This is a genomic window from Paenibacillus tengchongensis, from assembly GCF_008973665.1.
In the GTDB taxonomy this organism is placed as follows: Bacteria; Bacillota; Bacilli; order Paenibacillales; family Paenibacillaceae; genus Paenibacillus_AQ; species Paenibacillus_AQ tengchongensis.
Genome location: NZ_WACP01000007.1, coordinates 1 through 20,573 on the forward strand (window position 1 = coordinate 1; position 20,573 = coordinate 20,573).

Consider the following 20,573-nt stretch of genomic DNA (forward strand, 5'->3'; position numbering starts at 1 on the left):
ACCGAACGACGTGGCCGGCGTGCTGGAGAACGGCGGCGAAGGCGTCGGCCTGTACCGGACGGAGTTCCTGTACATGGGCCGCGACAAGCTGCCGTCCGAAGACGTGCAGTACAATGCGTACCGCACGGTGCTGGAGAGCATGAACGGCAAGCCGGTCGTGGTGCGCACGCTCGATATCGGCGGCGACAAGGAGCTGCCGTATCTGGAATTGCCGAAGGAGATGAATCCGTTCCTCGGCTTCCGGGCGATCCGGCTGTGCCTGGACCGGCAGGACATCTTCCGCACACAGCTGCGGGCCTTGCTGAGAGCCAGCGCGCACGGCGATCTGCGGATCATGTTCCCGATGATCGCCACGCTGGGCGAGTTCCGCGCGGCACGCGACCTGCTGCTGGAGGAGAAAGCCAAGCTGCGCGCAGAGGGTCACGAAGTGTCAGAGAGCATTCAGCTCGGAATCATGGTGGAGATTCCGTCGACGGCGGTACTGGCCGACCAGTTCGCCAAGGAAGTGGACTTTTTCAGCATCGGCACGAACGATCTGATCCAGTACACGATGGCGGCGGACCGGATGAACGAGCAGGTATCGTACCTGTACCAGCCGTACAACCCGGCGATTCTGCGCCTGGTGAAGAACGTCATCGACGCGGCTCATGCGGAAGGCAAATGGGCGGGCATGTGCGGCGAGATGGCCGGAGACGCTACGGCGATTCCGCTGCTGCTGGGCCTGGGGCTCGATGAGTTCAGCATGAGCGCGACCTCGATCCTGCCGGCGCGCAGCCAGATTGCGAAGCTGTCGGCCGCCGAGATGAAGGAGCTGGCCGCGAAGGCGCTGCAGCTCGGCACCGCCGAGGAAGTCGCCGCGCTGGTGCAGAGCATCACACAGTAATTTTTGCATGGAACGATGGTTCCTTGCTGAAAATGTTAAAGTTGTGGTGCGGTAGGCATGAATTCGTTTTCGTTACCGCAGGTTCCCTTTTCCAACTACACTTGCCGGTCTCCCCGAAGGGAGGCCGTTTTTTTTGGGTTTAAACGTTTGCGGGGAATGATTGCGCAAGCCTGGAACAGCCGCCGGAGAACGTCTATAATTCTGCTGGCCGTTGCGCCGGATTTTGCCTGGGCTCTGGTGTCTGTATTAGCTCTGGGCACTCTGCAGGAGATTGCTGCACCCGTGCATACCGCCTGGCTGAACCGGAGGCTGGAAAGCGGCAGCAGGGCGACCGTGCTGTCCATGGTCAGCGGGGCCGATGCGCTGGGACAGGCCGCCGGGGGACCGGCGGTCGGCTGGATCGGCACCCGGTTCTCGCTTCGTGTCTCTTTGCTGGCCGCCGGTGTGCTGCTGGTGCCCGTAGCTGCACTCTGCGCCAGGGGAATGCACAGGGAAAAATAACTATAATGCAGTAATTTAGAGTTGTTGTCTGCCTCAAGCGGCGCTATACTGCGTACATGCTGTCAATTTCATGTCGTTATTTGCCGATATACAGGTTAGGGAAGGCGGAAATGCCGCGATACCCAAACCTGTGAACATCGTGTTACATATTATAGAATTGTAACGAAGATAGACAGGACTCTATGGACTTGGCTTGCAGACAGAGGCAAGTATGCTACTGGACGAATGTGGAAATACCTTTAGACAACGTAAGGCGAACCGTTTTCTGCAGCAGTCCGGCAGAAAGCACAGGATGGTGATTAAATGATGAATGGAAATTATAGAAATGCAGAACCGCTGATAGAAACCTATGATGGCAATGATCTTGGTCTTACCTACACCCCCGGGTCCAGCCAGTTCAAGGTATGGGCGCCGACTGCGTTCGCGGTCTCGCTGGTCCTGTATGAGACGGGCGGGAACGGAGAGGATGCAGGCAGTCTGGGGTACCGGGACAGCGGGCGTGTGGTGCCGATGCAACTGCAGGCGGGCGGAATCTGGTCCGTGTGTTTTCCCGGCGATCTGCAGGGCCGGTATTATATGTACCGTGCGGTGTATGCCGACGGCAGCATCCGTGAGGCTGCAGATCCTTATGCGAAGGCTGTATCGGCCAACGGGATGCGTTCGGCAATCATTGATTTGCGCGCTACCGATCCGGACGGTTGGGCTGAAGACAGCTGTCCCGTTCTGCCGCATCCGCTTGATGCGGTCCTTTACGAGCTGCATGTCCGCGATTTCTCCGTTCACGAGAGCTCCGGGCTGCAGGCAAAAGGCAAATATAAAGCGTTCACCGAAGGCGGCGTCAAGGATTCCTCCGGCCATGCACTTGGCATTGACCACCTGGTTGAGCTCGGCGTAACGCATGTGCATTTATTGCCGGTATTTGATTTTCAGACGGTGGATGAATTGAAAGCGTCTCCTGACGACGGCTTAGGTGCAAGTGCTGACAACAGCTATAATTGGGGGTATGATCCGCAGCATTACAATGTTCCTGAAGGCTCCTATAGCAGCGATCCGGCAGACCCAGCAGTCCGCATCCGCGAGTTCAAAGAGATGATTCAGGCCCTGCACAGCCGTGGAATCTCCGTCATAATGGATGTGGTGTACAATCACACGTACTCTGTGGAAGAGGGGCCGTTTGAGCCGCTGGCGCCCGGATATTTCTACCGCCGTGACTACTCGGGCAAGCTGTCCGACGGCTCGGGCGTCGGCAATGAGCTGGCGACGGAACGCCCGATGGTGCGCAAATATATCAAGGACTCTCTGGCATACTGGGCCCAGGAATATCATATCGACGGCTTCCGCTTTGATCTGATGGGGCTGATCGACAGTGTCACGATCCGCGAAATCACGGAAGAGCTGCGGCTGCAGGTTAACCCTTCGCTGCTGATTTACGGGGAGCCGTGGACGGGCGGAGATTCTCCGCTGGTCTCCAAGACGCTTAAGGGCGTACAGCGCGGTAAGGGCTACGCTGTATTTAATGATCATTTCCGCTCTGCGCTCAAAGGCGACAGCGACGGATGGGGCAGAGGCTTCGCCACAGGCGAGCCCGGCAAAGAGGGCGCCGTCGCCTCCGGCATCATGGGGGCGATTCATGAATTCACCGATTCGCCGGCGGAAACGGTGAATTATGTGACCGCGCACGACAATCTTAACCTGTGGGATAAAGTGCTGGCTACCCAAGGGCTGCGGCAAGCGGCCGGGCTGCCGGTTCTCGACAACGGACGGCTCAAGGACGGCGGGAATCTTGAAGCGGCGCTGGCTGCCGCTGATCCGTATTTCGCCGTCGACCCTGCGGATGTGCTCGGGAATGAGACGGTGCGCCGCAGCCTTCTGGCCAACGGGGTGATCCTGACCTCCCAGGGCATACCGTTTCTGCACGCCGGAGATGAGCTGCTGCGCAGCAAATTCGGCGACCATAACAGCTACCGCAGCGGAGATGCCGTCAATGCCATCCGCTGGGGGAACAAGGCCGGCTTTGCACCGGTGTTTGCCTATTACAAAGGGCTTATCGAGCTGCGGCGCAAGCATCCGGCGTTCCGTCTGCGCGGCCGGCAGGAGATCGAGCGCTCGCTGGAGTTTCTCCGCTGCGACGGCGGCGTGGTTGCCTATCGCCTGAAGGATCATGCCGGGGGCGATGCCTGGAGCAATATCGTCGTGATCTTCAACGCCAATCGGGAGCCGGTATCCCAGCCGCTGCCGGATACCGGCCGCTGCTGGAACATCGTGGTCGACCATACGCGGGCCGGCAGCGAGGCCTTCCGCTTGGCCGAGGGCAATGCTGTTGTATTGGAAGGCCTGTCGATGATGGTCCTGTATGACAGCTACGGGGAGCCTGGACCTGCGCGCAAGACTGTGGAATTTCTGTATGAGCGCCAGGACGGAGATTACCGGGGCTGGAACCTCTGGGTTTGGGGTACAGGCATTCAGGACGGCCAGCATGATTTCAAGCAATTGCAGAAAGGGCGTGCGGTTGCCAAGATTGACGTTCATCCCGGCAACACGCTGGTCGGCTATATTCTGCGGCGGAATGACTGGGAAGAGCGGGCCGGCAGCGAGGACCGTTTTGTCGACTGTTCCGGGGAAGCACAGTCCGTCCGGGTGCTGCTGAGTGAGCAGGAACGCAGCGGAACGGCAAGAAATCCATTGGAGCTGACCAGCTAAACCAGCCCCACAAAGTGGGGTGACACGGAGAAGCAGATTCAGGTACTTTGCGGGGACCCCGAAACCGAAACAGCCCCACAAAGTGGGGCAACACACAGAATGGGATTCAGGTGCTATGAATTATTCTGGCAGATCTAATTAAAAGGCTGTACCCGGGAGTGCTGCTTACCGCAGCTTCCGGGTACAGCCTTTTGCCGTTTAGCCTTCACGATGGCCTGCGTATTCTTCATCCAGAATTTCATTGTAGAGGCTTGCCTGATTGCCGCCGTGTTTCTTGGAATGGTACATGGCCAAATCCGCTGCATGAAGCAATTCATTGATGCCGGTGCCATGCTCGGGGTACAGGGCGACGCCGATACTGGCCGAAGTGTGGAAGCTTGCCCCGCCGGTGACCGACCACGTCTTGCTGAACAGACGGAGCAGCCGGTCCAAAATTTCATGCAGCATGTCCAGGCTGTCATAATGGTGCAGGACTACGGCAAATTCGTCGCCGCCGATGCGGAAGGCCTGTCCGAAGCCCTTCACGGTCTGCTGCAGCTCTCTGGAGAGCAGCTGCAGGAACTCATCCCCGGCCAGATGCCCCAGCGTATCATTAAGCTGCTTGAACCGGTCGCAATCCAGCAGGGCCAGCGCCAGGTGATGCCGGCGTTCCTCCGGCTGGGTAATCAGGTTCTCCATATACATTTTGAAATGTGCCCGGTTGGGAATGGAGGTAAGATGGTCGTAGAAGGCAAGCTTGTGGAGCCGTTCCTCGTATTGCTTGCGCTGGGTGATTTCACGTGAGACGAGCATGAATTGAACAGGCAGTGCGCCGCTGCCGCCGATCTGCGATATCTTTGTCTCCAGCCAGACCCAGTAGCCTTCTTTGGCGCGCATCCGCAGCTCCACAATGCGCGGCGCATCCTGTAGCTGATTCTTCAGTTTGCCCCAGGAGATCTCTGCTTCGCGGATGTAATTGGAGAGCGGAGCACCCTTCTGCGGAACGTAGCCGAGCACACTTCCATGCGACGGGGACGCGTACTGGATGAATCCGCTCGGATTCGTCAGGATAATAAAGTCGGACATGGTCTCGCCGATCAGGTGGTAATGCGACTTCTCCTCCAGCATTTCATTCTGCTGTGCAGCCAGCTTACGGCACAGATAAAGAATGACCAGGAAGAGTAGGGACAGTAAGATGGTATAAAGCGCGTATAGTGAGCTCTTATGCTCCGTTAGCTCAAGATTATGCTGCCGCGCGTAATCATCCAGGAGCAACCCGGAGCGGTCCAGATGGTTGTGAACCTCGTCAATCCTGCCCTGAATCAGATCTGTGCGGGCATCGCCGGGGTCCCAGCCGCTTTGCGACCGCAGTGTTAACAGCTCCTGGCCGGCGCTTCTCCATTCAACGAGTCTTTGATGCGCGCGCTCCATCTCCTGGTGCAATTCGGAAAGAATCCGGCGGGCGGGGACAGAGCCGCTGTTACTCTCCGCCAGCCCGGCGATAGTGTAGCCGGCCATATCAATACGCTGCTGAGCCTGGCTTGTATTATCACCAAAGTCCTGCGCATGGCGGAGAACATCGCTGCCTGTAGCCTCCGCATCCAGTGCCTCCCGCAGGGCAAGCGCCGCCTGGTACAGATCGCGGTCGGCATTCAGAATCAGCTCGGAATTCTGATAGACACCGTTATACAGGGAACGGGTCAGCTTGTTGGTTGAATGATCCAGATACAGCAGGCAGGAGACGCTGATCCCGATCAGAAGGATAGAGCTCGAAACAAAGCACATAATCAGTCTGCGTGTTTTTTTTCTCTCGGATGAACCTGCCATGAAAATCCTCTCCCCGCATCGTACTTTACGAAACCATCGTTGCTGTTATGTGTCTGGCATGCGGAAGCAGGCCTGCCATAATCATTCCAATGCCTGTGGGAGACCGGTGAAGATGCTTCATCTATTCGCTTCTGCCGCCTTCTGTCTGCCTATTTCCCGAATCGAGCAGCAGAAGAAGGAGATGCCTTACTGATACCCAGGTCAAACATTATGTATGTCCCTGCAACTGAACAGGATGAAATTACGGCTCTTAAATGCTATTACCCAACTTTTTCGCAAACGATACCGCTTTTTGAGAGGTGTAAAAAAAACAACAAGCCGCAAATCTCCTTGTGGAAGACTTGCGGCTATATTACTGGGCACAGTGATGAAGTTTAGGGATGGGCTAATCGTTGCGAAGCGCGTTGATCGGACGCATCCGGGCTGCTTTGTTAGCGGGCATCATGCCGAACACCACGCCAATAAAGAGGGAAAAGATAAAAGAAATCGCAACCATGTTCCAGTCGGTCGCCACGTTCATGGTGCTGTAATGTCCGACAGCCCAGCTGATAAAGAGGCCAAGACCTACACCGATGAGGCCCCCGAATCCGCTCAGAACTACGGACTCAATCATAAACTGCAGCAGAATGTTAAGCTTCTTGGCGCCGATCGCTTTGCGGATGCCGATTTCGCGGGTGCGTTCATTGACGGAAACAATCATGATATTCATGATGCCGATGCCGCCGACCAGCAGAGAGATGCCGGCAATGCCCGCCAGAGCCATGGAGAGGGTATCGCTGGTCTCCGATACGGTCTCAAGCATTTCCTGCGAGTCAAATACGGAATAGGAATTATCCGCGTAATTGAACTTCTTGTCCAGCGAGGCTTCCAGTCTGGCTTTGACATCGGTTACGATGTCGGCTGAGTCTGTCGTGACGGTAATCGAACGGACACCCTTGCTCTGCAGAAAACGTTCGGCGGTCGAAATGGGAATCAGAATCTTCTCATCGTTGGAACCGCCGAGGCTGGAGCCTTTGGATTCCAGCAGCCCGACAATCTTGAAGCTCCTGCCGTTAAGCTGGACGTTTTGCCCCACCGGGTCCTCGGTGCCGAACAGCGTCTCGGCGGTGTCCGAGCCGATCAAGGCTACCTTCTGCCGGTATTCGGTGTCGATATCCAGCAGGAAGCGGCCGGACTGCACATGGAAGTCCTGAACGGTCTCATAGGACGGTGTGATACCTTCAACGGATACTGTAGTGTTCTCCGTACCTTTCTTGGCCGTCACATTGCCGCTGATGACCGGAGACACACCGTCCACACCCTCAATCTCTCCCAGCGCCAGCGCTTCCTCGTAGGTGAGCGAAGTGGTAGCCCCGCGTCCCGTTATATTAACGGTCAACTGGTTGGTGCCGAGCGAATTGAGCGATTCGGTTATTTGCGAGGTGGTTCCCTGGCCGATCGAGACGAGGGCAATCACCGAGGAGACGCCGATGATGATCCCCAGCATGGTTAAAAAGGATCTGATCTTGCTGCTGAGGATGCTCTTCATGGCCATTTTCATGCTTTGGAACAGCATCATAGGGCATTCCTCCGGTCCTCTACCAGATTGCCGTCCTGGATGCGGATAATCCGCTTCGCCTGCTGGGCGATTTCCAGATCATGCGTAATCAGGATGATCGTGTGGCCCTGCTGGTTCAGTTCGCGGATCATCTGCAGTACTTCCTGGCCGGTCTTGGTATCCAGTGCTCCCGTCGGCTCGTCAGCGAGCAGGATCGGCGGGGTGCCCGCCAGCGCCCGCGCGATGGCGACGCGCTGCTGCTGGCCCCCGGACAGCTCCGAGGGGCGGTGGTCCATCCGCTCCTCCAGGCCTACCCGGATCAGGGAGTTACGTGCGGCCTCCCGCCGCTCTTTATGGGTCAGCCCGCGATAGATCAGCGGGAGCTCCACGTTCTCGATGGCCGACAGCTTCGGCAGCAGGTTGAAATTCTGAAAGATAAAGCCGATCTTCTCATTGCGGATCTGGGCCAGCTTATTGTCCGACAGCTTGCGGATCTCCTGGCCGTCGAGAAAATAGTCGCCTTCATTGGCCACATCCAGACAGCCCAGCATATTCATTAACGTGGATTTGCCGGAGCCGGAGGGGCCGATGATGGCGACAAATTCGCCATGCTCGATGGTGAAGCTCAGTCCCTTGAGAATAGTCATAGATTCACCGGCCATTGTATACCGGTGAATCATATTCTCGACCCGGATGAGCGGTGCAGCACTGCTCATGGTCTGCCACCTCCGCCTCCGGGCATGCCACCTCCGCCGGAGAAGCCGCCTCCGGCACCGCCGCCTGTAATGCCACCGCCTGTAAAGCCGCCGCCCATGCCTCCCATACCGCCCATTTGTCCTTGCACGGCCTGGGATGAGGATGAATTAGTGGAGATTACAGTAGGAATGACCACTTCATCGCCTTCGCTGAGACCGCTGACGATTTCAATGGTGCTCTCATCATGGATGCCGACCTCTACGGCAACCCGTGTCTGGCTGGTTGCGGTGCTGGTTCCGCTGCCGCCGCTGCGTCCGCCGGCTGCGCGCGTGCCCCGTCCGCCGCCGTAGCCGCCTTCGCCGCCATAACCGCCGCCCGTGAACCCGCTTGGCATGTCGCCACTAGGCATGTCGCCGCCTGCCGGAAAATCCCCGCCCGGCATGTCGCCGCCGCCCGGGAATCCGCCCTCCGGCATATCACCTTGTGCCGGAGCCCCGCCCTGCGCTGTATCGCCGGACGCCGGGGCTTCGCCTTGCCCTGCATCGCCCGCCGGAGCTGCACCTTCCGGCGCCTGCCCGCGTCCGGCTGCATCGCCGGCGGCTGCTTTGTCTGCGCTGCCCTCCGCACTGGCGGGCACGTTGACGTAATATTTGCCGTTCACTTCACTCACCGCCTCGATCGGCACGGTAAGCACATCCTTTTTCTCCTCAATGGTAATGGCCACTTCCGCAGACATGCCGACAAGCACGCCGTCCGATTCGTCGAGGCCCACAGTGACATCAAACAGGGATACCCCATTGCTTGAGGAGCCTTCTTTGGCGATTTCGATGACCTTGCCGCTGAACTCCTGGTCTTCCAGGGCATCGAGCGTAATTGTGGCCGCCTGGCCCAGCTCGACGCTCGGAATGTCCAGCTCATCGACCTGAACGGTGACGCTCAGGTTCTCGTAGTCGGTCATGGTGAAGAGCTCGGCGCCGTTCTGAGCCTGCTCGCCGTCTGTTATATTGACCGCAGTAATCGTTCCGCCGATCGGGGCGGTCAGCGGATCAGGAGGCAGCATATCCTCTTCGAGATCAGCGATGGATTCCTCCTGGTCGGCAATGTCGCTCTGCGCTTTTTCAATCGCTTGCTTGGCGTTCTTCAGCTCCTCTTCGCTGGCATTATTCATGGCGAGCGTCTTATAGCTCTCCTGTTTGTCAGCAAGCTCGGTCTTCAGGCTCTCCAGCGATTTCTCGGCTTGCTTCATCTGATCGCTCATGTCGTTTGGGGTAAAGGTGATCAGCACATCGCCGGCCTTGACGACATCGCCTTTCTTCACCATTACCTGATCGACTTCTCCGGCTTCTTTGGTGCGGACCGATTCGGAGTTGATGGCCGATACCGAGCCGGAGCCTGAGACACCGACCAGAATATTGCCCCTCGTCACCCTGGCGGTATTCAGTTGTACCGCTCCAGCCGTGTTGTTCTGGTCAGGCCACAGCACATAGGTTAGTATTCCGGCAACTGCAGCGACGACAACGATACTTGACGTCCAAATCACTTTCTTCTTGTTCATTCCGATCCTCCATCTTGCTAAAATAATAATATGAGGCATGACTTTTGCCTGCTTAAGAACCGTTGCCAGAACCGCTGCCGGAACCGTTATCTGTACCGCTTTCCTCTGTATCGTCTGCTGCCGGTGTTGTGGTTTTTACCGTCACGTTAATGGCATAGGTCTGGCTGCCGAGCAGAACGCGCTGGCCCTGGAACTCGTCGTACAGCTCCAGCCTGTAAGATCCGCCGCTCAGGCTCTTGAACAAGGAATTGCTGAGCGTTGTTGTATAGGTGTTATAACTGCCGGCTGTAAGGTCTGTGCCCAGAGTGAGTGTTTTATCAAAATATTGGCCGAACGGATCGATTACACGCATGACAAGCTTATGCTGGTAGGTTCCCATTTGATAGGTGGTATCCTGATCAAGCTTGTAATTAAACGAAATGGCCAAGCTGCTGCTGCCAAGGGTCATTTCGCCGGATGAACTGTTGATAGCAAGCGTGTAAGGATACATGGAAACGGATGTGAGCGCAGACGCGGCGGTGATCTCTGCCGGATTCAGCGTCAGCGCGGAAGTGTTGACATAACCGGTAGCTTCCGTCCCTGCGTTAGTCAGCTTGCCGCCCGCAATGGCTTGGCTGACATAGAGCTGCAGGCCCGAGGTTCCCGCCGAAGCCGGGATTTTGGCCCAGAAGCTGACAATCGTCTTGCCTCCAGGACTGGTGGCGGCCTCCGACTGGTTGACTGCTGCTTCATACACTTTGCCGTCCGCAGTTCTGAACTGCGCATACAGCCGCGATAAATCCGCTTGCCGTGTTTCCTGGCTGTTCATTTCAAATTCGGTGTAGACGACATTGGTGTCGGTTCCCTTATAAATGGTCGTCAAACGTTCTTTCACTTCCGCCTTCTTACCGGTGGAGGCAATCGTGAAGGATGAGCCCGCTGCCAGCGGCGCAATGCCGGTTACAGCACTGTCGGAGGTGCTGAGGGACAGGAACGGCTTCGTTTCGCTGCCGCTTGCGGCCTGCAGAAGGATTTTGGCCTGACCGAAGCTTAGGGTATACGGCATGCTGGCCAGGACAGTGAGCTCCGTAGTCGCTCCCGGCGACAATGTTGTGCTTGAATCACCAGTGTAGACCTGGGAGGACGAAGTGAGATCCGTCTGGTCAACCTTCAGAATGCCGGTCAGTTCGGGCAGTGTTACTGTCTTGGCGGTGGAATTCCGGATGGTCAGCTTGGCTTGGAGCAGATCCTTGCTGCCCCACGGCAAGCGCTGCAGCGAATTCAGGGTAACGCCGAAGGTGCCGTAACTGTTGGTCACGCTGGTCTCTGAGGCCACATGGGAATTGGTCTGCAGAGTATAAGGAATGCTGAAATAGGCGACAGGCAGGACCATTTTGTTTGTACTGGCACTGTCGGTACCCGCCGGAGGAACAACCTGAAGCTGCAGCTTGTCCTGGTTCAATTCCAGCGGGATGCTGGCGTCCAGGGCGATAACCTGCTCTTCCAGCGGTTTCAGTGTCAGATTGCTGAAGGCTGTGGTTGTGACCGGGAAAGTGTAGCCCTCGGCCGATTTTACAGAGAATTCATAGGCCGGTACCGCAACAGCTTTGCTGCCGGTATTCTTGATGCGAAACTGGTAGCTCCACATGGCATTGCCGTTATCCGCAGAGACCTCCGATTTCAGCAGCTGCATCTCCACAATGTTGCTGTCGATGGAGACCTTTTTCGTGTAGCCGGCCGCAACGGTGAAGGAAGCGGTGCCTGCGGCCGGCAGCGCATAAGAGACTACAGGCAGGTACAGCTTCAGCGTTTCATCCAGCTTGGCGATCTGCAGGGTCATGTTCTTGGTATTCATGTATGCCGGAATTTCGGTCATGAAATAGAGGGTCTTCTTCTCCTGCGGCTGGATTTTGAATTCGGAGCTGCTCTCGTCAAGAGCCAGTGTGAACACGGAGCCGCCGGCAGATTTCAGATACAGGCTGTAACCGGGATCGGTCAGCACCTTGGTGCCCTGGTTGGTAATGGTAAGGCCCACTTTGGCATAGGCTTTGCCGTTATAATTGTAGATTTGCAGCCCAGAGGCTTGAGTGGCGGCCGCAACACTGCCCAGCGAGATTTTCTTGCTTTCTCCCTGCAGTGCGGCAAGCGAATAGTTGGCCGGCACCGTGAACGTTCCGATCCGCTGCTCGTAATCGGCTGCATTGAAGTTCCAGCCATACATATTGACTTTGAGCCCCTTAACACTTGAGGCCTGTCCGATATTGGCGTAATATGTAATGCTTTTCGTTTCCTTGCCGGCAATCTTCTTCGTCTGGGCATCCGCCGATACGGTGACCCCTTTAATAATGCTGCCGCCAGGGGTGACCACTTTGGAGAAGTAGTTGGCCAGATTGACGCTGGTGCCGGCTGTATTGGTGTATGTCAATGTATACGTGAGGATATTTCCGCCCTCCTGGGCAAAAATGCCGACATCGCTCAGCTTTACGCTGAACGAAGAGCCCAGCTTCATGGCGCTAAGGCCCGCCAGCGTAGAGACCTGAGTCTGCACCGCCGATTGGACTGCGGCGGCTGACGCGGCTTCGGCTACTGTCCCGGTGGTCAAGCCCGGGAATGGACTGACGGCAAATGTACTGAGCAGCAGCAATACAAATGCCTTACTTCGTTTGTGCATGAATTTCCCTCCCTGTTAACAAGCCTTTGCTATCCGGAGCACAGTGTGCATTGTGCGGATCATCCGGCTTTTTCCATTTCAAAAAATAGCAAAGCCGGCTGAACGTAAGCTGAAAAAAAGCCGGCGTACGTCTTCTGAAACTTAAAGGGAGCTTAAAACCAGATAAAAAATGCTTTAAATTTTATTAGGGCAGCTATAATACGGTCAAAAATACAAGTTAGGAGCCTCTTGAAGGTGTCTAGGGGAGAAACGCCGCATGGGACGGCAATTTACTTGTCAAACCGGTGTTTTTTGCATATAATGAGTAGCATATCTTAAACTGCTTTGTCCGCTCCTGGCGGACAATATCAAATACATGCAGTGATGGAGACAAGTACGCAGCGACTGGCCCGACAGGGAGGAAACGCCGGAGATTGAGAGCGTTTCTGGGCAATAAGCGCTGCCGAAATTCACTCCGGAGCAGTTCCCTGAACCCCGTTCAGCAGTAAGCTTGAAGGTGTAAAGTAGGGGATACCGGCCGCAGACCGTTATTTCTGGCAAAAGTGAGACAGGTGCATTTTCGTAAGGGCGGCCATTTGCTCTTAAGGTGCAAGAAGCCTGTCTAATTAGGGTGGTACCACGGTCTCTTCGTCCCTTTGCGGATGAAGAGGCCTTTTTGCTTTTTAACGGATAGATGAAGATGCGGTTGCCTGCGGAGCGGTTTGTAGGTGTGGAAATTTACAAATGGATAGAAGGGGGCAGAACAAAAGTCATGAAAGAAAAGCTGGAAGCACTAAAAGTGGAGGCGCTGGCGAAGCTGCAGGAAGTTACTGATCCGCAGACGCTGAATGATCTGCGCGTCAAGTATTTGGGCAAGAAGGGTGAGCTGACTGAGGTATTGCGGGGAATGGGCGGACTGAGCGCCGAGGAGCGTCCGGTTATCGGCCAGGTGGCGAACCTGGTGCGCAGCGCCATAGAAGACGTAATCGCCGTCAAGCAGGAGGCATTTGTCCAGCAGGAAACGCAGGCGCGTCTGCAGGCGGAGAAGGTGGACGTTACGCTGCCGGGGCGCGCTTTGCCGCAGGGCGGGCTGCATCCGCTGAGCCGGGTCATCCGCGAAATCGAGGATATCTTCATCGGCATGGGCTACAAAGTTGCTGAAGGCCCGGAAGTGGAGACGGATTACTATAACTTTGAAGCGCTGAATCTGCCGAAGAACCACCCGGCGCGCGATATGCAGGATTCCTTCTATTTAACTGAAGACCTGCTGATGCGCACGCAGACTTCTCCGGTACAGGTCCGCACGATGCTGGAAATGAACGGGGAAACGCCGGTCAAGATCATCTGCCCGGGCAAGGTATTCCGCCGCGACGACGACGATGCGACACATTCCTTCCAGTTCCACCAGATCGAAGGCTTGGTGATCGGCCGCAATATCCGCATGAGCGATCTGAAAGGTACGCTGCAGCAGTTCGTCTCCGAAATGTTCGGTCCGAACACCCGCATCCGTCTGCGGCCGAGCTTCTTCCCGTTCACGGAGCCGAGCGTAGAGGTTGATGTCAGCTGCTTCAAATGCGGCGGCGACGGCTGCCGGCTGTGCAAGCAGAGCGGATGGCTGGAAATTCTCGGCTCCGGTATGGTGCATCCGAATGTGCTGCGGGCGGGCGGCTATGATCCGGAGGTTTACAGCGGGTTTGCCTTCGGCATGGGCGTGGAGCGGATTGCCATGCTGAAATACGGCATTGACGATATCCGTAACTTCTATATCAACGATATGGGATTCGTGAAGCAATTCAAGGGAATTTGAGGCGTAATACCAAATACAGGAATGTAAAGGAAGTGTGCGGACATGAAAGTATCAACCGAATGGCTCGGTGATTATATATCGCTGGAAGGCGTCGCCACCGAGGAGCTGGCGGATCAAATCACTTCTGCCGGCATTGAAATCGACGGTGTGGAACGCCGCAATAAAGGGCTGTCCGGCATTGTAGTCGGTTATGTCAAGTCCAAAGAGAAGCATCCCGACGCCGACAAGCTGAATGTATGTGTGGTCGATGCAGGCCAGGGCGAGGATCTGCAAATTGTGTGCGGCGCAAAGAATGTGGCGGCGGGCCAGAAGGTTCCGGTCGCACTCGTCGGCGCCAAGCTGCCGGGTCTGGAGATCAAGAAGGCCAAGCTGCGCGGCGTATTGTCCCAGGGCATGATCTGCTCTGCCAAAGAGCTGGGCCTGAACGACAAGCTGCTGCCCAAGGAGCAGCAGGAAGGTATTCTTGTGCTGCCCGAGAATACACAGATCGGCCAGGATATCCTGAACGTGCTGGGTCTGGGCGATGAGGTTATGGAATTCGATCTGACGCCGAACCGCTCTGACTGTCTCAGCATGATCGGGGCTGCTTATGAAGTCAGTGCGATCCTGGGCCGCGACCTGAAGCTGCCGGACCCGGCGGCAGAACTCGTGGAAGCCGGCGGACCGGCGGCGGAGCTGGCCGGTGCCAAGATTGAAAGCGAGGACCAGTGCACACATTACGCGCTGCGCTATATCTCCGGTGTGAAGCCTGCGCCATCCCCGCTGTGGATACAGAACCGCCTGATGGCTGCCGGTGTGCGGCCGATCAACAACATCGTGGACATCACCAACTATGTGATGCTGGAGTACGGCCAGCCGCTGCATGCGTTCGATGCGGATAAAGTAGCCGGCGGCGTGCTGGGTGTGCGTCTTGCCCGTGTAGGTGAAACGCTGGTCACACTGGACGGCCAGGAGCGTAAGCTAGAGCCGCATATGCTGGTCATTGCCGATGCCGAGAAGGCGGTTGCCCTCGCAGGTGTGATGGGCGGACAAGAGACGGAAGTAACTGCGGAGACAGTGAACATTATGCTGGAATCCGCCAGATTCGACGGAGGCACGGTCCGCAAAACTTCGCGTCAGCTCGGCTTGCGCTCGGAGGCTTCGTTGCGCTTTGAGAAGGAAGTAGATCCGAACGCAGTCATTCCGGCCCTCAACCGCGCGGCGGCGCTCATCGCCCGTTATGCCGGAGGCTCGGTGCACGAGGGTGTCGTCCAGGCTGGCGGCGCCGGGGTGCAGGAGAAAATTCTGACGCTGTCGCTGGAGAAGCTGAACAACTATCTGGGTACACAGCTGTCGCTTCTGGAAGTGAAGACGCTGTTTAACCGTCTGCATTTCAAATGCGGCGATGCGGCCCAGGGAGTAATCGAAGTGCAGGTTCCGACCCGGCGCGGCGATATTACGGCGGACGTTGATCTGATTGAAGAGATCGCCCGGTTGTACGGCTATGACAACATTCCAACGACGCTGATTGAAGGAGTGACCACTCCGGGGGCGCTGTCGCGGGAGCAATCGGTGCGCCGTGAGCTGCGCAAGCTGCTGGCAAGCGGCGGATATCAGGAGGTTATGGGTTATTCCTTCATCCAGCCGGAGCAAAGCAAGCTGTTCCCGGCTCTGCACCAGGGCCATCACGCTGTGAAGCTGGCCATGCCGATGAGCGAGGAGCGCAGTGTGCTGCGTACGACGCTGATTCCGCAGCTGCTGGATATCGCCCTCTACAACAGCAACCGCCGGCAAAGCGATCTGGCGCTCTTCGAGATCGGCAATATCTTCTTCTCCGAGGCGGAGGAGCTTAAAGCCCAGCCGCAGGAGCATCCTGTGCTGGGACTGCTGCTCACCGGCAGCCAGGCGGCGAAGCAATGGAACGGCACCGTGCGCCCGGTGGATTTCTTCGACATCAAGGGCGCTCTGGAAGCTGTGTTTGCTTACCTTGGACTGGCGGACCGGATCGTCTACGAAGGCGATGCGCCGCAGGACTATCATCCGGGCCGCTCGGCCTCCGTATACCTGCTCGGCGCGCAAGGCCGCCTGAAGCTCGGAACGGTCGGCCAGGTGCATCCGGAGCTGACCCGCAAGCTGGACCTCGAGGATACTTATGTGGCCGAACTGCTGCTGCAGCCGCTGTATGATCATGCGCGGACGTCGCTCCAGTACAGCGAGCTCTACCGCTTCCCGGGCATGGAACGGGATATTGCGGTGGTGGTCGGTTCGGAAGTGCCGGCAGGCCACTTGCTGGCGGCGATCCGCGAGCATGGCGGGACGCTGCTGCAGAATGCCCAGGTGTTCGACGTGTATACAGGCGGTAAGATGGAAAGCGGCAAGAAGAGCGTGGCGATCTCGCTGCTTTACCGTCATACGGAGCGTACCTTGACCGATGAGGAAGTCGGAGAGGTGCATGACGGCGTGGTCGCGGCGCTTGAGCAAACTTTTGGTGCGGAATTGAGAAAATAGCAGGAAAAGGGCAAAGCCGCAGCGAATCCTTAACAACCGGGATTGCTGCGGCTTTGTTTGCTTATGTTTGACGCCGGACCTATCCTGGCGAATGCCATTTTTGCCAAAACTTCAGAATTGACGCTACAATAGAAAAGTATAAGACAGCTTAGAATCCGCACACATCTAAAGGAGGGCACAACTGTGGCTATGGACCGGACCAGTGTCGCCGTGGAGATATACGGAACTTCCTATAAACTTGTCGGTAGCAGTACAGAATATATGAAACAGGTAGCCCGCTATGTGGACGAGCACATGCGGACGATTTCGAAATCCCATTCCAGACTGGACACCCCGCGCATTGCCGTGCTGGCTGCGGTGCATATGGCCGAGCAGGCGATCCAGGTTCAGGACTTGCGGAATGAGCTGAATATGCTGACCGGCGAGCGGACGGAGCTGCGGACCGAGGTGTCACGCCTCCAGGAAGGGCAGAAACAGCGGCAGGAAGAGATGGAGCGGCTCAACGCAGCCGCCAAAGAAGAGGCGGCGCGCCTGATCGCCGCTGCCGAAGAAGAGCGCAAGGTTTATTTGAATGAGCAGGAGCAGGCTCGCAAGCTGCATGCCCAGCAGCTGCGGGAAGCGGAGCTTGCCGCTGCCGCTGCGCGTGACAAGCTGACCGCCGACCTGCGGTCACGGGAGGCGGAGGTCAGCGAGCTGCGTGCGGATGCGGAGAGAGAGCAGGCGGAACTGCGCGAATCCCACCGGCAAGAGCTGAAATCGCTTGAAGAGAAGCGGCTCCGGCAGCTGGAGGAGCTGAAGGCGGCGCATGCTGCGGAGCTGGAGCAGCTGCGCACAACGCTGGAACAGGAGAAGGCGGAGCGGGTCAACCTGCTGGAGTCGGAGCTTACCGGGACGCGCGAGACGCTCACGTCCGAGCTGGTGGAGACCCGCAGCGCGCTGAGCAAGGAGCTTGCGGATACCAAGACAGCGCTGGAGAAGGAGCTCGCGGACACCAAGGCGGAGCTGGACAAGACGCTTGCCGAGGAACGGGAGGCGCTGGCCAAGGAACAGGCGAAGAACCGGGAGCTGCGCCAGTCCCAGGGCAACCAGGAGCACCGGCACAAGCAGCAGCTGCAGGAGCTGGAGAAGCAGCTCGGCGAGCTGCGCGGCGGAAGCAGCCAGCTGCAGTCCCGCCTGCGCGCGGCAGAAGCGGCGCTGAAGAGCGAGCGCGAGGCCGGAGCGACGCTGCTGGCGCAATACGAAGCGGTGCTGCAGCGCGAGGAGCAACTGACTCAGCAGGCGCAGACTGCAGAAGGCCGGGAGGCGCTTCTGCAGGAAGAGCTTCAGGGGCTTACCCGCAAGTACGGAGAAGCCCGGTCGGAGGCGGACACGCTGAGACTGGCATTGCAGGAGGCGCAGGACAGCCTGGCCGGACTGAAAGAGGAGCTGCACACCAGCGAGGAGCTTGGCGCTCTGCTGAGCGAGGAGCTCGAAGAGCTGCAGCAGCGGCAGGAGCAGGCGGAGCAGGAAGCCGCTTCGCTGCGCGCACAGCTTGAGGATAGCCGCGGGAAGCTGCGTCAGGCGCAGGAAGAACTGCAGGCAGCCGGCGAAACCGCCGGCCAGCTCAGCGAAGAGCTGGAGGGGCTGCGGCTCCGCGCCGGCGAATCGCGGCAGGAAGCGGAGGCTCTCCGCGCGGAGCTGGAGGACAGCAAGGAGCTGCTGGAGCGGATGCGCAGCGAGCTGACCCAGGCGGCCGCCGATTCGGCCCGCTGGCGCGAGCAGGCGGAGCGGCAGCTCGGCGATATCGGCGAGCTGGAAATGAGCCTGCTGGAAGCGGAAGAGAAGGCTTCGGGCCTGCAGCGGGAGCTGGAAGAGCTGCAGAAGGCCGCCGCCGAGGGAGCGGAGCACCTTGCGCGGGAAACGGCGCTGCGCGCCGAAGCCCAGCGCGAGAGCGAAGTCCACGCAGCCGCGGCGGACCAGGCGCGGGCAGAGCTTGCCGGTCTGCGCGGGCGCTACGAAGAGCTGATTGCGCAGTATGACGAGGTGCTCCAGGAGGGTGAACGGCTCAAGGAGCGGTATGAGCTGCTGGAGGCGGACAGCGAGGAAGCGGCCCGCCGGATGGAGGAGCTGGCCGAGGCCGGCCGGGAAGCGGCCGCAGCGGCTGCAGACCAGCAGGAAGCGCTGCGGGAGAGCCGGCAGCTTGAAACGGCCTGGAAGCAGCAGGTGGAGGAGCTGAAGCAGCGGGAGCGGCAATGGAGCGAGGCCGAGGCCAAGCTGCGCGAGGAAATTGAAATCTGGCAGGAGGAAGCCAGCGCGGCCGAAACCGAAAGCGAATCGCTGAGCCGTGCCCGCAGCGATGCCCTGCAGCAGCTGGCGGAAATCGGTGAGAATTTCGAGCTGGCGCAAGGCCAGCTGCGGCTCCTGCAGGCGCAATTTGAGCTCCGCGAAGGCGAATTGGAGCAATTGACCCAGGAACACCGCAGCCTGCAGGCGGAATATGCCAAGCTGCAAACGGAATATAATGAATGGATTCAACTGATCGAACAGGACAGTTGAATGGCGGACGCAGGACAGTTGAGAGCGGCCCCGGCAGTGAGATACTGCCGGGGCCGCTTTCACTTAGCGCTGATTCTGATGAGTCTCGGGGACGGGAAGCGGTCCTAAAGCCCTGGTTAGCTGCGGTCATCCCGTGTCCAAATCACCGGCATTACAGGAGCAGGACCAAAGAACGAAGTTTGTCGAAAAATGAAAAATGTTGATGCGGTAATACTTAAAATTCATTATAATTAAAGCGATTATATCAACGGTCAGAAGTAGGGGATTTCCATCAATTTCGTTAACGAGGCACAAAATGCGGAGGTTTGGCACCGCAGGATATTAACCGGTTACTGGGTGCTGGTCATGGTGATGATGGCTGCCCAGCTTGTATTTGTGCTGGCAGGTGGAGCCGTTGAAGTGAGAACTGTTCTGGTCGCGAGCCAGGGGCATTTATTTATTGCCTGCAATGCGGTAATTATCATTGCCATGATCTCCGCAGAGATGTGGCTGCGTTCCTCCTGGCAATACCATAAGCAGGCTGTTGCCGGCTGCGGATTCGCGGTGTCGTATCTGATGTATTTTGTGCTGGAGCCCTTTGTCGACGGCGCACAAATGACCTTGATGATGCCGATTATGATCGCGCTTGTCTATTTTGACCAGAAGCTGTTAAATATTCTGGGTGTGTTCAGCCTGATGTTTTATACCGCTGTCTACTTTGGACTGGAGCGTCCGCTGCTCGGCAAATCGCTGCTGGAATTTCTGCTGGTGGAGTGCGTTTTTATTGTCTTTGTGCTGCTGGCCCAGGCCGTCATCATCCGCGCACGCGAGGTGCGCAGCCATGTGGAGCAGCTGACGAAATCGGAGCAGGAGCTGATGGTGGAGCGGGCCATCTCGGACAAGCTGCTGAAGGTGGACGCGTTGACCGGCCTTTACAATCATAAATCGTTTCATGAATACCTGGATTCGCTGCTGGAGCAGTGCGAAAGCAACGGCCTGCGGCTTCAGCTGGCGCTGTTTGATATCGACAGCTTCAAGCAGATTAATGACACTTATGGTCACTGGGTCGGAGATTTAGTGCTGAAGGAGCTCGCGGGCAAGGTGGGAGGGATGATCGCTCCCAATGATTTTGCCGCACGCTATGGCGGAGAAGAATTTGCTGTCATCTTTACGGATAAAAGCTTTCATGAAGCACTCAGCACCGCTGAAGAGCTGCGGGCAGGCATTGCCCGGATGGAGCACCCTTATGCGGGCGGCAAGCAGATCACGGTAAGTATCGGCATCTGCGACTATGTAGCCGGCGACGGCAAAGAGCTGCTGTTCCGCAAGACAGACCGCGCCCTGTATATAGCGAAGCACCGCGGCAAAAATAAAGTTGTAGCCGCCGCAGACATCCCCGATTCGGAATCGCTGATGTCTTACGCCTAGTGTACTGAAGCAAAACCCCCTGCTCTCCGC

Annotated in this window: 12 protein-coding genes and 1 other annotated feature; of the genes, 7 read left to right on the forward strand and 5 right to left on the reverse strand. The window is 57.5% G+C overall.

What is annotated here, in order from left to right; all coding sequences use genetic code 11:
* The 3 genes from ptsP to pulA form a co-directional block, all read left to right on the forward strand.
* Positions 1 to 883, forward strand: an 883-nt coding sequence (gene ptsP, locus F1381_RS13025; protein WP_151735295.1) for a phosphoenolpyruvate--protein phosphotransferase, incomplete at its 5' end; no start/stop codon positions are given.
* 156 nt (positions 884 to 1,039) lie between these two features.
* Positions 1,040 to 1,384 carry an MFS transporter gene (locus F1381_RS13030; protein WP_151735296.1) on the forward strand — a complete coding sequence of 115 codons (345 nt, stop codon included), beginning with the start codon at positions 1,040 to 1,042 and terminating at the stop codon, positions 1,382 to 1,384.
* Positions 1,385 to 1,690: 306 nt separating this feature from the next.
* Positions 1,691 to 4,084 (forward strand): type I pullulanase, encoded by a 2,394-nt coding sequence (gene pulA / locus F1381_RS13035; protein ID WP_151735520.1) that lies wholly within the window; start codon positions 1,691 to 1,693, stop codon positions 4,082 to 4,084.
* Between the two features lie 198 nt (positions 4,085 to 4,282).
* Here pulA and F1381_RS13040 read toward each other — a convergent pair whose 3' ends face one another.
* The 5 genes from F1381_RS13040 to F1381_RS13060 all read right to left on the reverse strand — a co-directional run bounded on the left by F1381_RS13040 (position 4,283) and on the right by F1381_RS13060 (position 12,328).
* Positions 4,283 to 5,890 carry a sensor domain-containing diguanylate cyclase gene (locus F1381_RS13040; protein WP_151735297.1) on the reverse strand — a complete coding sequence of 536 codons (1,608 nt, stop codon included), beginning with the start codon at positions 5,888 to 5,890 and terminating at the stop codon, positions 4,283 to 4,285.
* A 385-nt stretch (positions 5,891 to 6,275) separates the two neighbouring features.
* Positions 6,276 to 7,448 carry an ABC transporter permease gene (locus F1381_RS13045; protein WP_151735298.1) on the reverse strand — a complete coding sequence of 391 codons (1,173 nt, stop codon included), beginning with the start codon at positions 7,446 to 7,448 and terminating at the stop codon, positions 6,276 to 6,278.
* Entirely contained in the window at positions 7,445 to 8,143 is a 699-nt protein-coding gene (locus F1381_RS13050) for an ABC transporter ATP-binding protein (protein WP_151735299.1), read from the reverse strand. Before F1381_RS13050 ends, F1381_RS13045 begins: the two co-directional genes overlap by 4 nt.
* A complete protein-coding gene (locus F1381_RS29070; RefSeq protein WP_187355331.1) occupies positions 8,140 to 9,678 on the reverse strand; it encodes an efflux RND transporter periplasmic adaptor subunit in 1,539 nt (512 codons plus the stop codon). The genes F1381_RS13050 and F1381_RS29070 overlap by 4 nt, the downstream gene beginning before the upstream one ends.
* 52 nt (positions 9,679 to 9,730) lie before the next feature.
* Positions 9,731 to 12,328, reverse strand: a complete 2,598-nt coding sequence (locus tag F1381_RS13060) for a hypothetical protein (protein ID WP_151735301.1) — start codon at positions 12,326 to 12,328, stop codon at positions 9,731 to 9,733.
* A 351-nt stretch (positions 12,329 to 12,679) separates the two neighbouring features.
* Positions 12,680 to 12,966: a binding site (T-box leader), on the forward strand.
* A 113-nt stretch (positions 12,967 to 13,079) separates the two neighbouring features.
* Here F1381_RS13060 and pheS point away from each other — a divergent pair.
* The 4 genes from pheS to F1381_RS13080 all read left to right on the forward strand — a co-directional run bounded on the left by pheS (position 13,080) and on the right by F1381_RS13080 (position 20,543).
* Entirely contained in the window at positions 13,080 to 14,114 is a 1,035-nt protein-coding gene (pheS, locus tag F1381_RS13065; RefSeq protein WP_151735302.1) for a phenylalanine--tRNA ligase subunit alpha, read from the forward strand.
* A 42-nt stretch (positions 14,115 to 14,156) separates the two neighbouring features.
* Positions 14,157 to 16,601: a phenylalanine--tRNA ligase subunit beta gene (pheT, locus tag F1381_RS13070; protein WP_151735303.1), complete on the forward strand. Its 2,445-nt coding sequence runs from the start codon at positions 14,157 to 14,159 to the stop codon at positions 16,599 to 16,601.
* Positions 16,602 to 16,790: 189 nt separating this feature from the next.
* Complete coding sequence (locus tag F1381_RS13075) at positions 16,791 to 19,136, forward strand: cell division protein ZapA (RefSeq protein WP_246188029.1); 2,346 nt, start codon at positions 16,791 to 16,793, stop codon at positions 19,134 to 19,136.
* A 345-nt stretch (positions 19,137 to 19,481) separates the two neighbouring features.
* Positions 19,482 to 20,543 (forward strand): GGDEF domain-containing protein, encoded by a 1,062-nt coding sequence (locus tag F1381_RS13080; protein ID WP_151735305.1) that lies wholly within the window; start codon positions 19,482 to 19,484, stop codon positions 20,541 to 20,543.
* Positions 20,544 to 20,573 lie beyond the last annotated feature (30 nt).

Bases quoted from the DNA above. Each gene is read 5' to 3' on its own strand.
- F1381_RS13030 (WP_151735296.1), top strand. From the start codon at position 1,040: ATGATTGCGCAAGCCTGGAACAGCCGCCGGAGAACGTCTATAATTCTG.
- pulA (WP_151735520.1), top strand. From the start codon at position 1,691: ATGAATGGAAATTATAGAAATGCAGAACCGCTGATAGAAACCTATGAT.
- F1381_RS13040 (WP_151735297.1), bottom strand. From the start codon at position 5,890: ATGGCAGGTTCATCCGAGAGAAAAAAAACACGCAGACTGATTATGTGC.
- F1381_RS13045 (WP_151735298.1), bottom strand. From the start codon at position 7,448: ATGATGCTGTTCCAAAGCATGAAAATGGCCATGAAGAGCATCCTCAGC.
- F1381_RS13050 (WP_151735299.1), bottom strand. From the start codon at position 8,143: ATGAGCAGTGCTGCACCGCTCATCCGGGTCGAGAATATGATTCACCGG.
- F1381_RS29070 (WP_187355331.1), bottom strand. From the start codon at position 9,678: ATGAACAAGAAGAAAGTGATTTGGACGTCAAGTATCGTTGTCGTCGCT.
- F1381_RS13060 (WP_151735301.1), bottom strand. From the start codon at position 12,328: ATGCACAAACGAAGTAAGGCATTTGTATTGCTGCTGCTCAGTACATTT.
- pheS (WP_151735302.1), top strand. From the start codon at position 13,080: ATGAAAGAAAAGCTGGAAGCACTAAAAGTGGAGGCGCTGGCGAAGCTG.
- pheT (WP_151735303.1), top strand. From the start codon at position 14,157: ATGAAAGTATCAACCGAATGGCTCGGTGATTATATATCGCTGGAAGGC.
- F1381_RS13075 (WP_246188029.1), top strand. From the start codon at position 16,791: ATGGACCGGACCAGTGTCGCCGTGGAGATATACGGAACTTCCTATAAA.
- F1381_RS13080 (WP_151735305.1), top strand. From the start codon at position 19,482: ATGGTGATGATGGCTGCCCAGCTTGTATTTGTGCTGGCAGGTGGAGCC.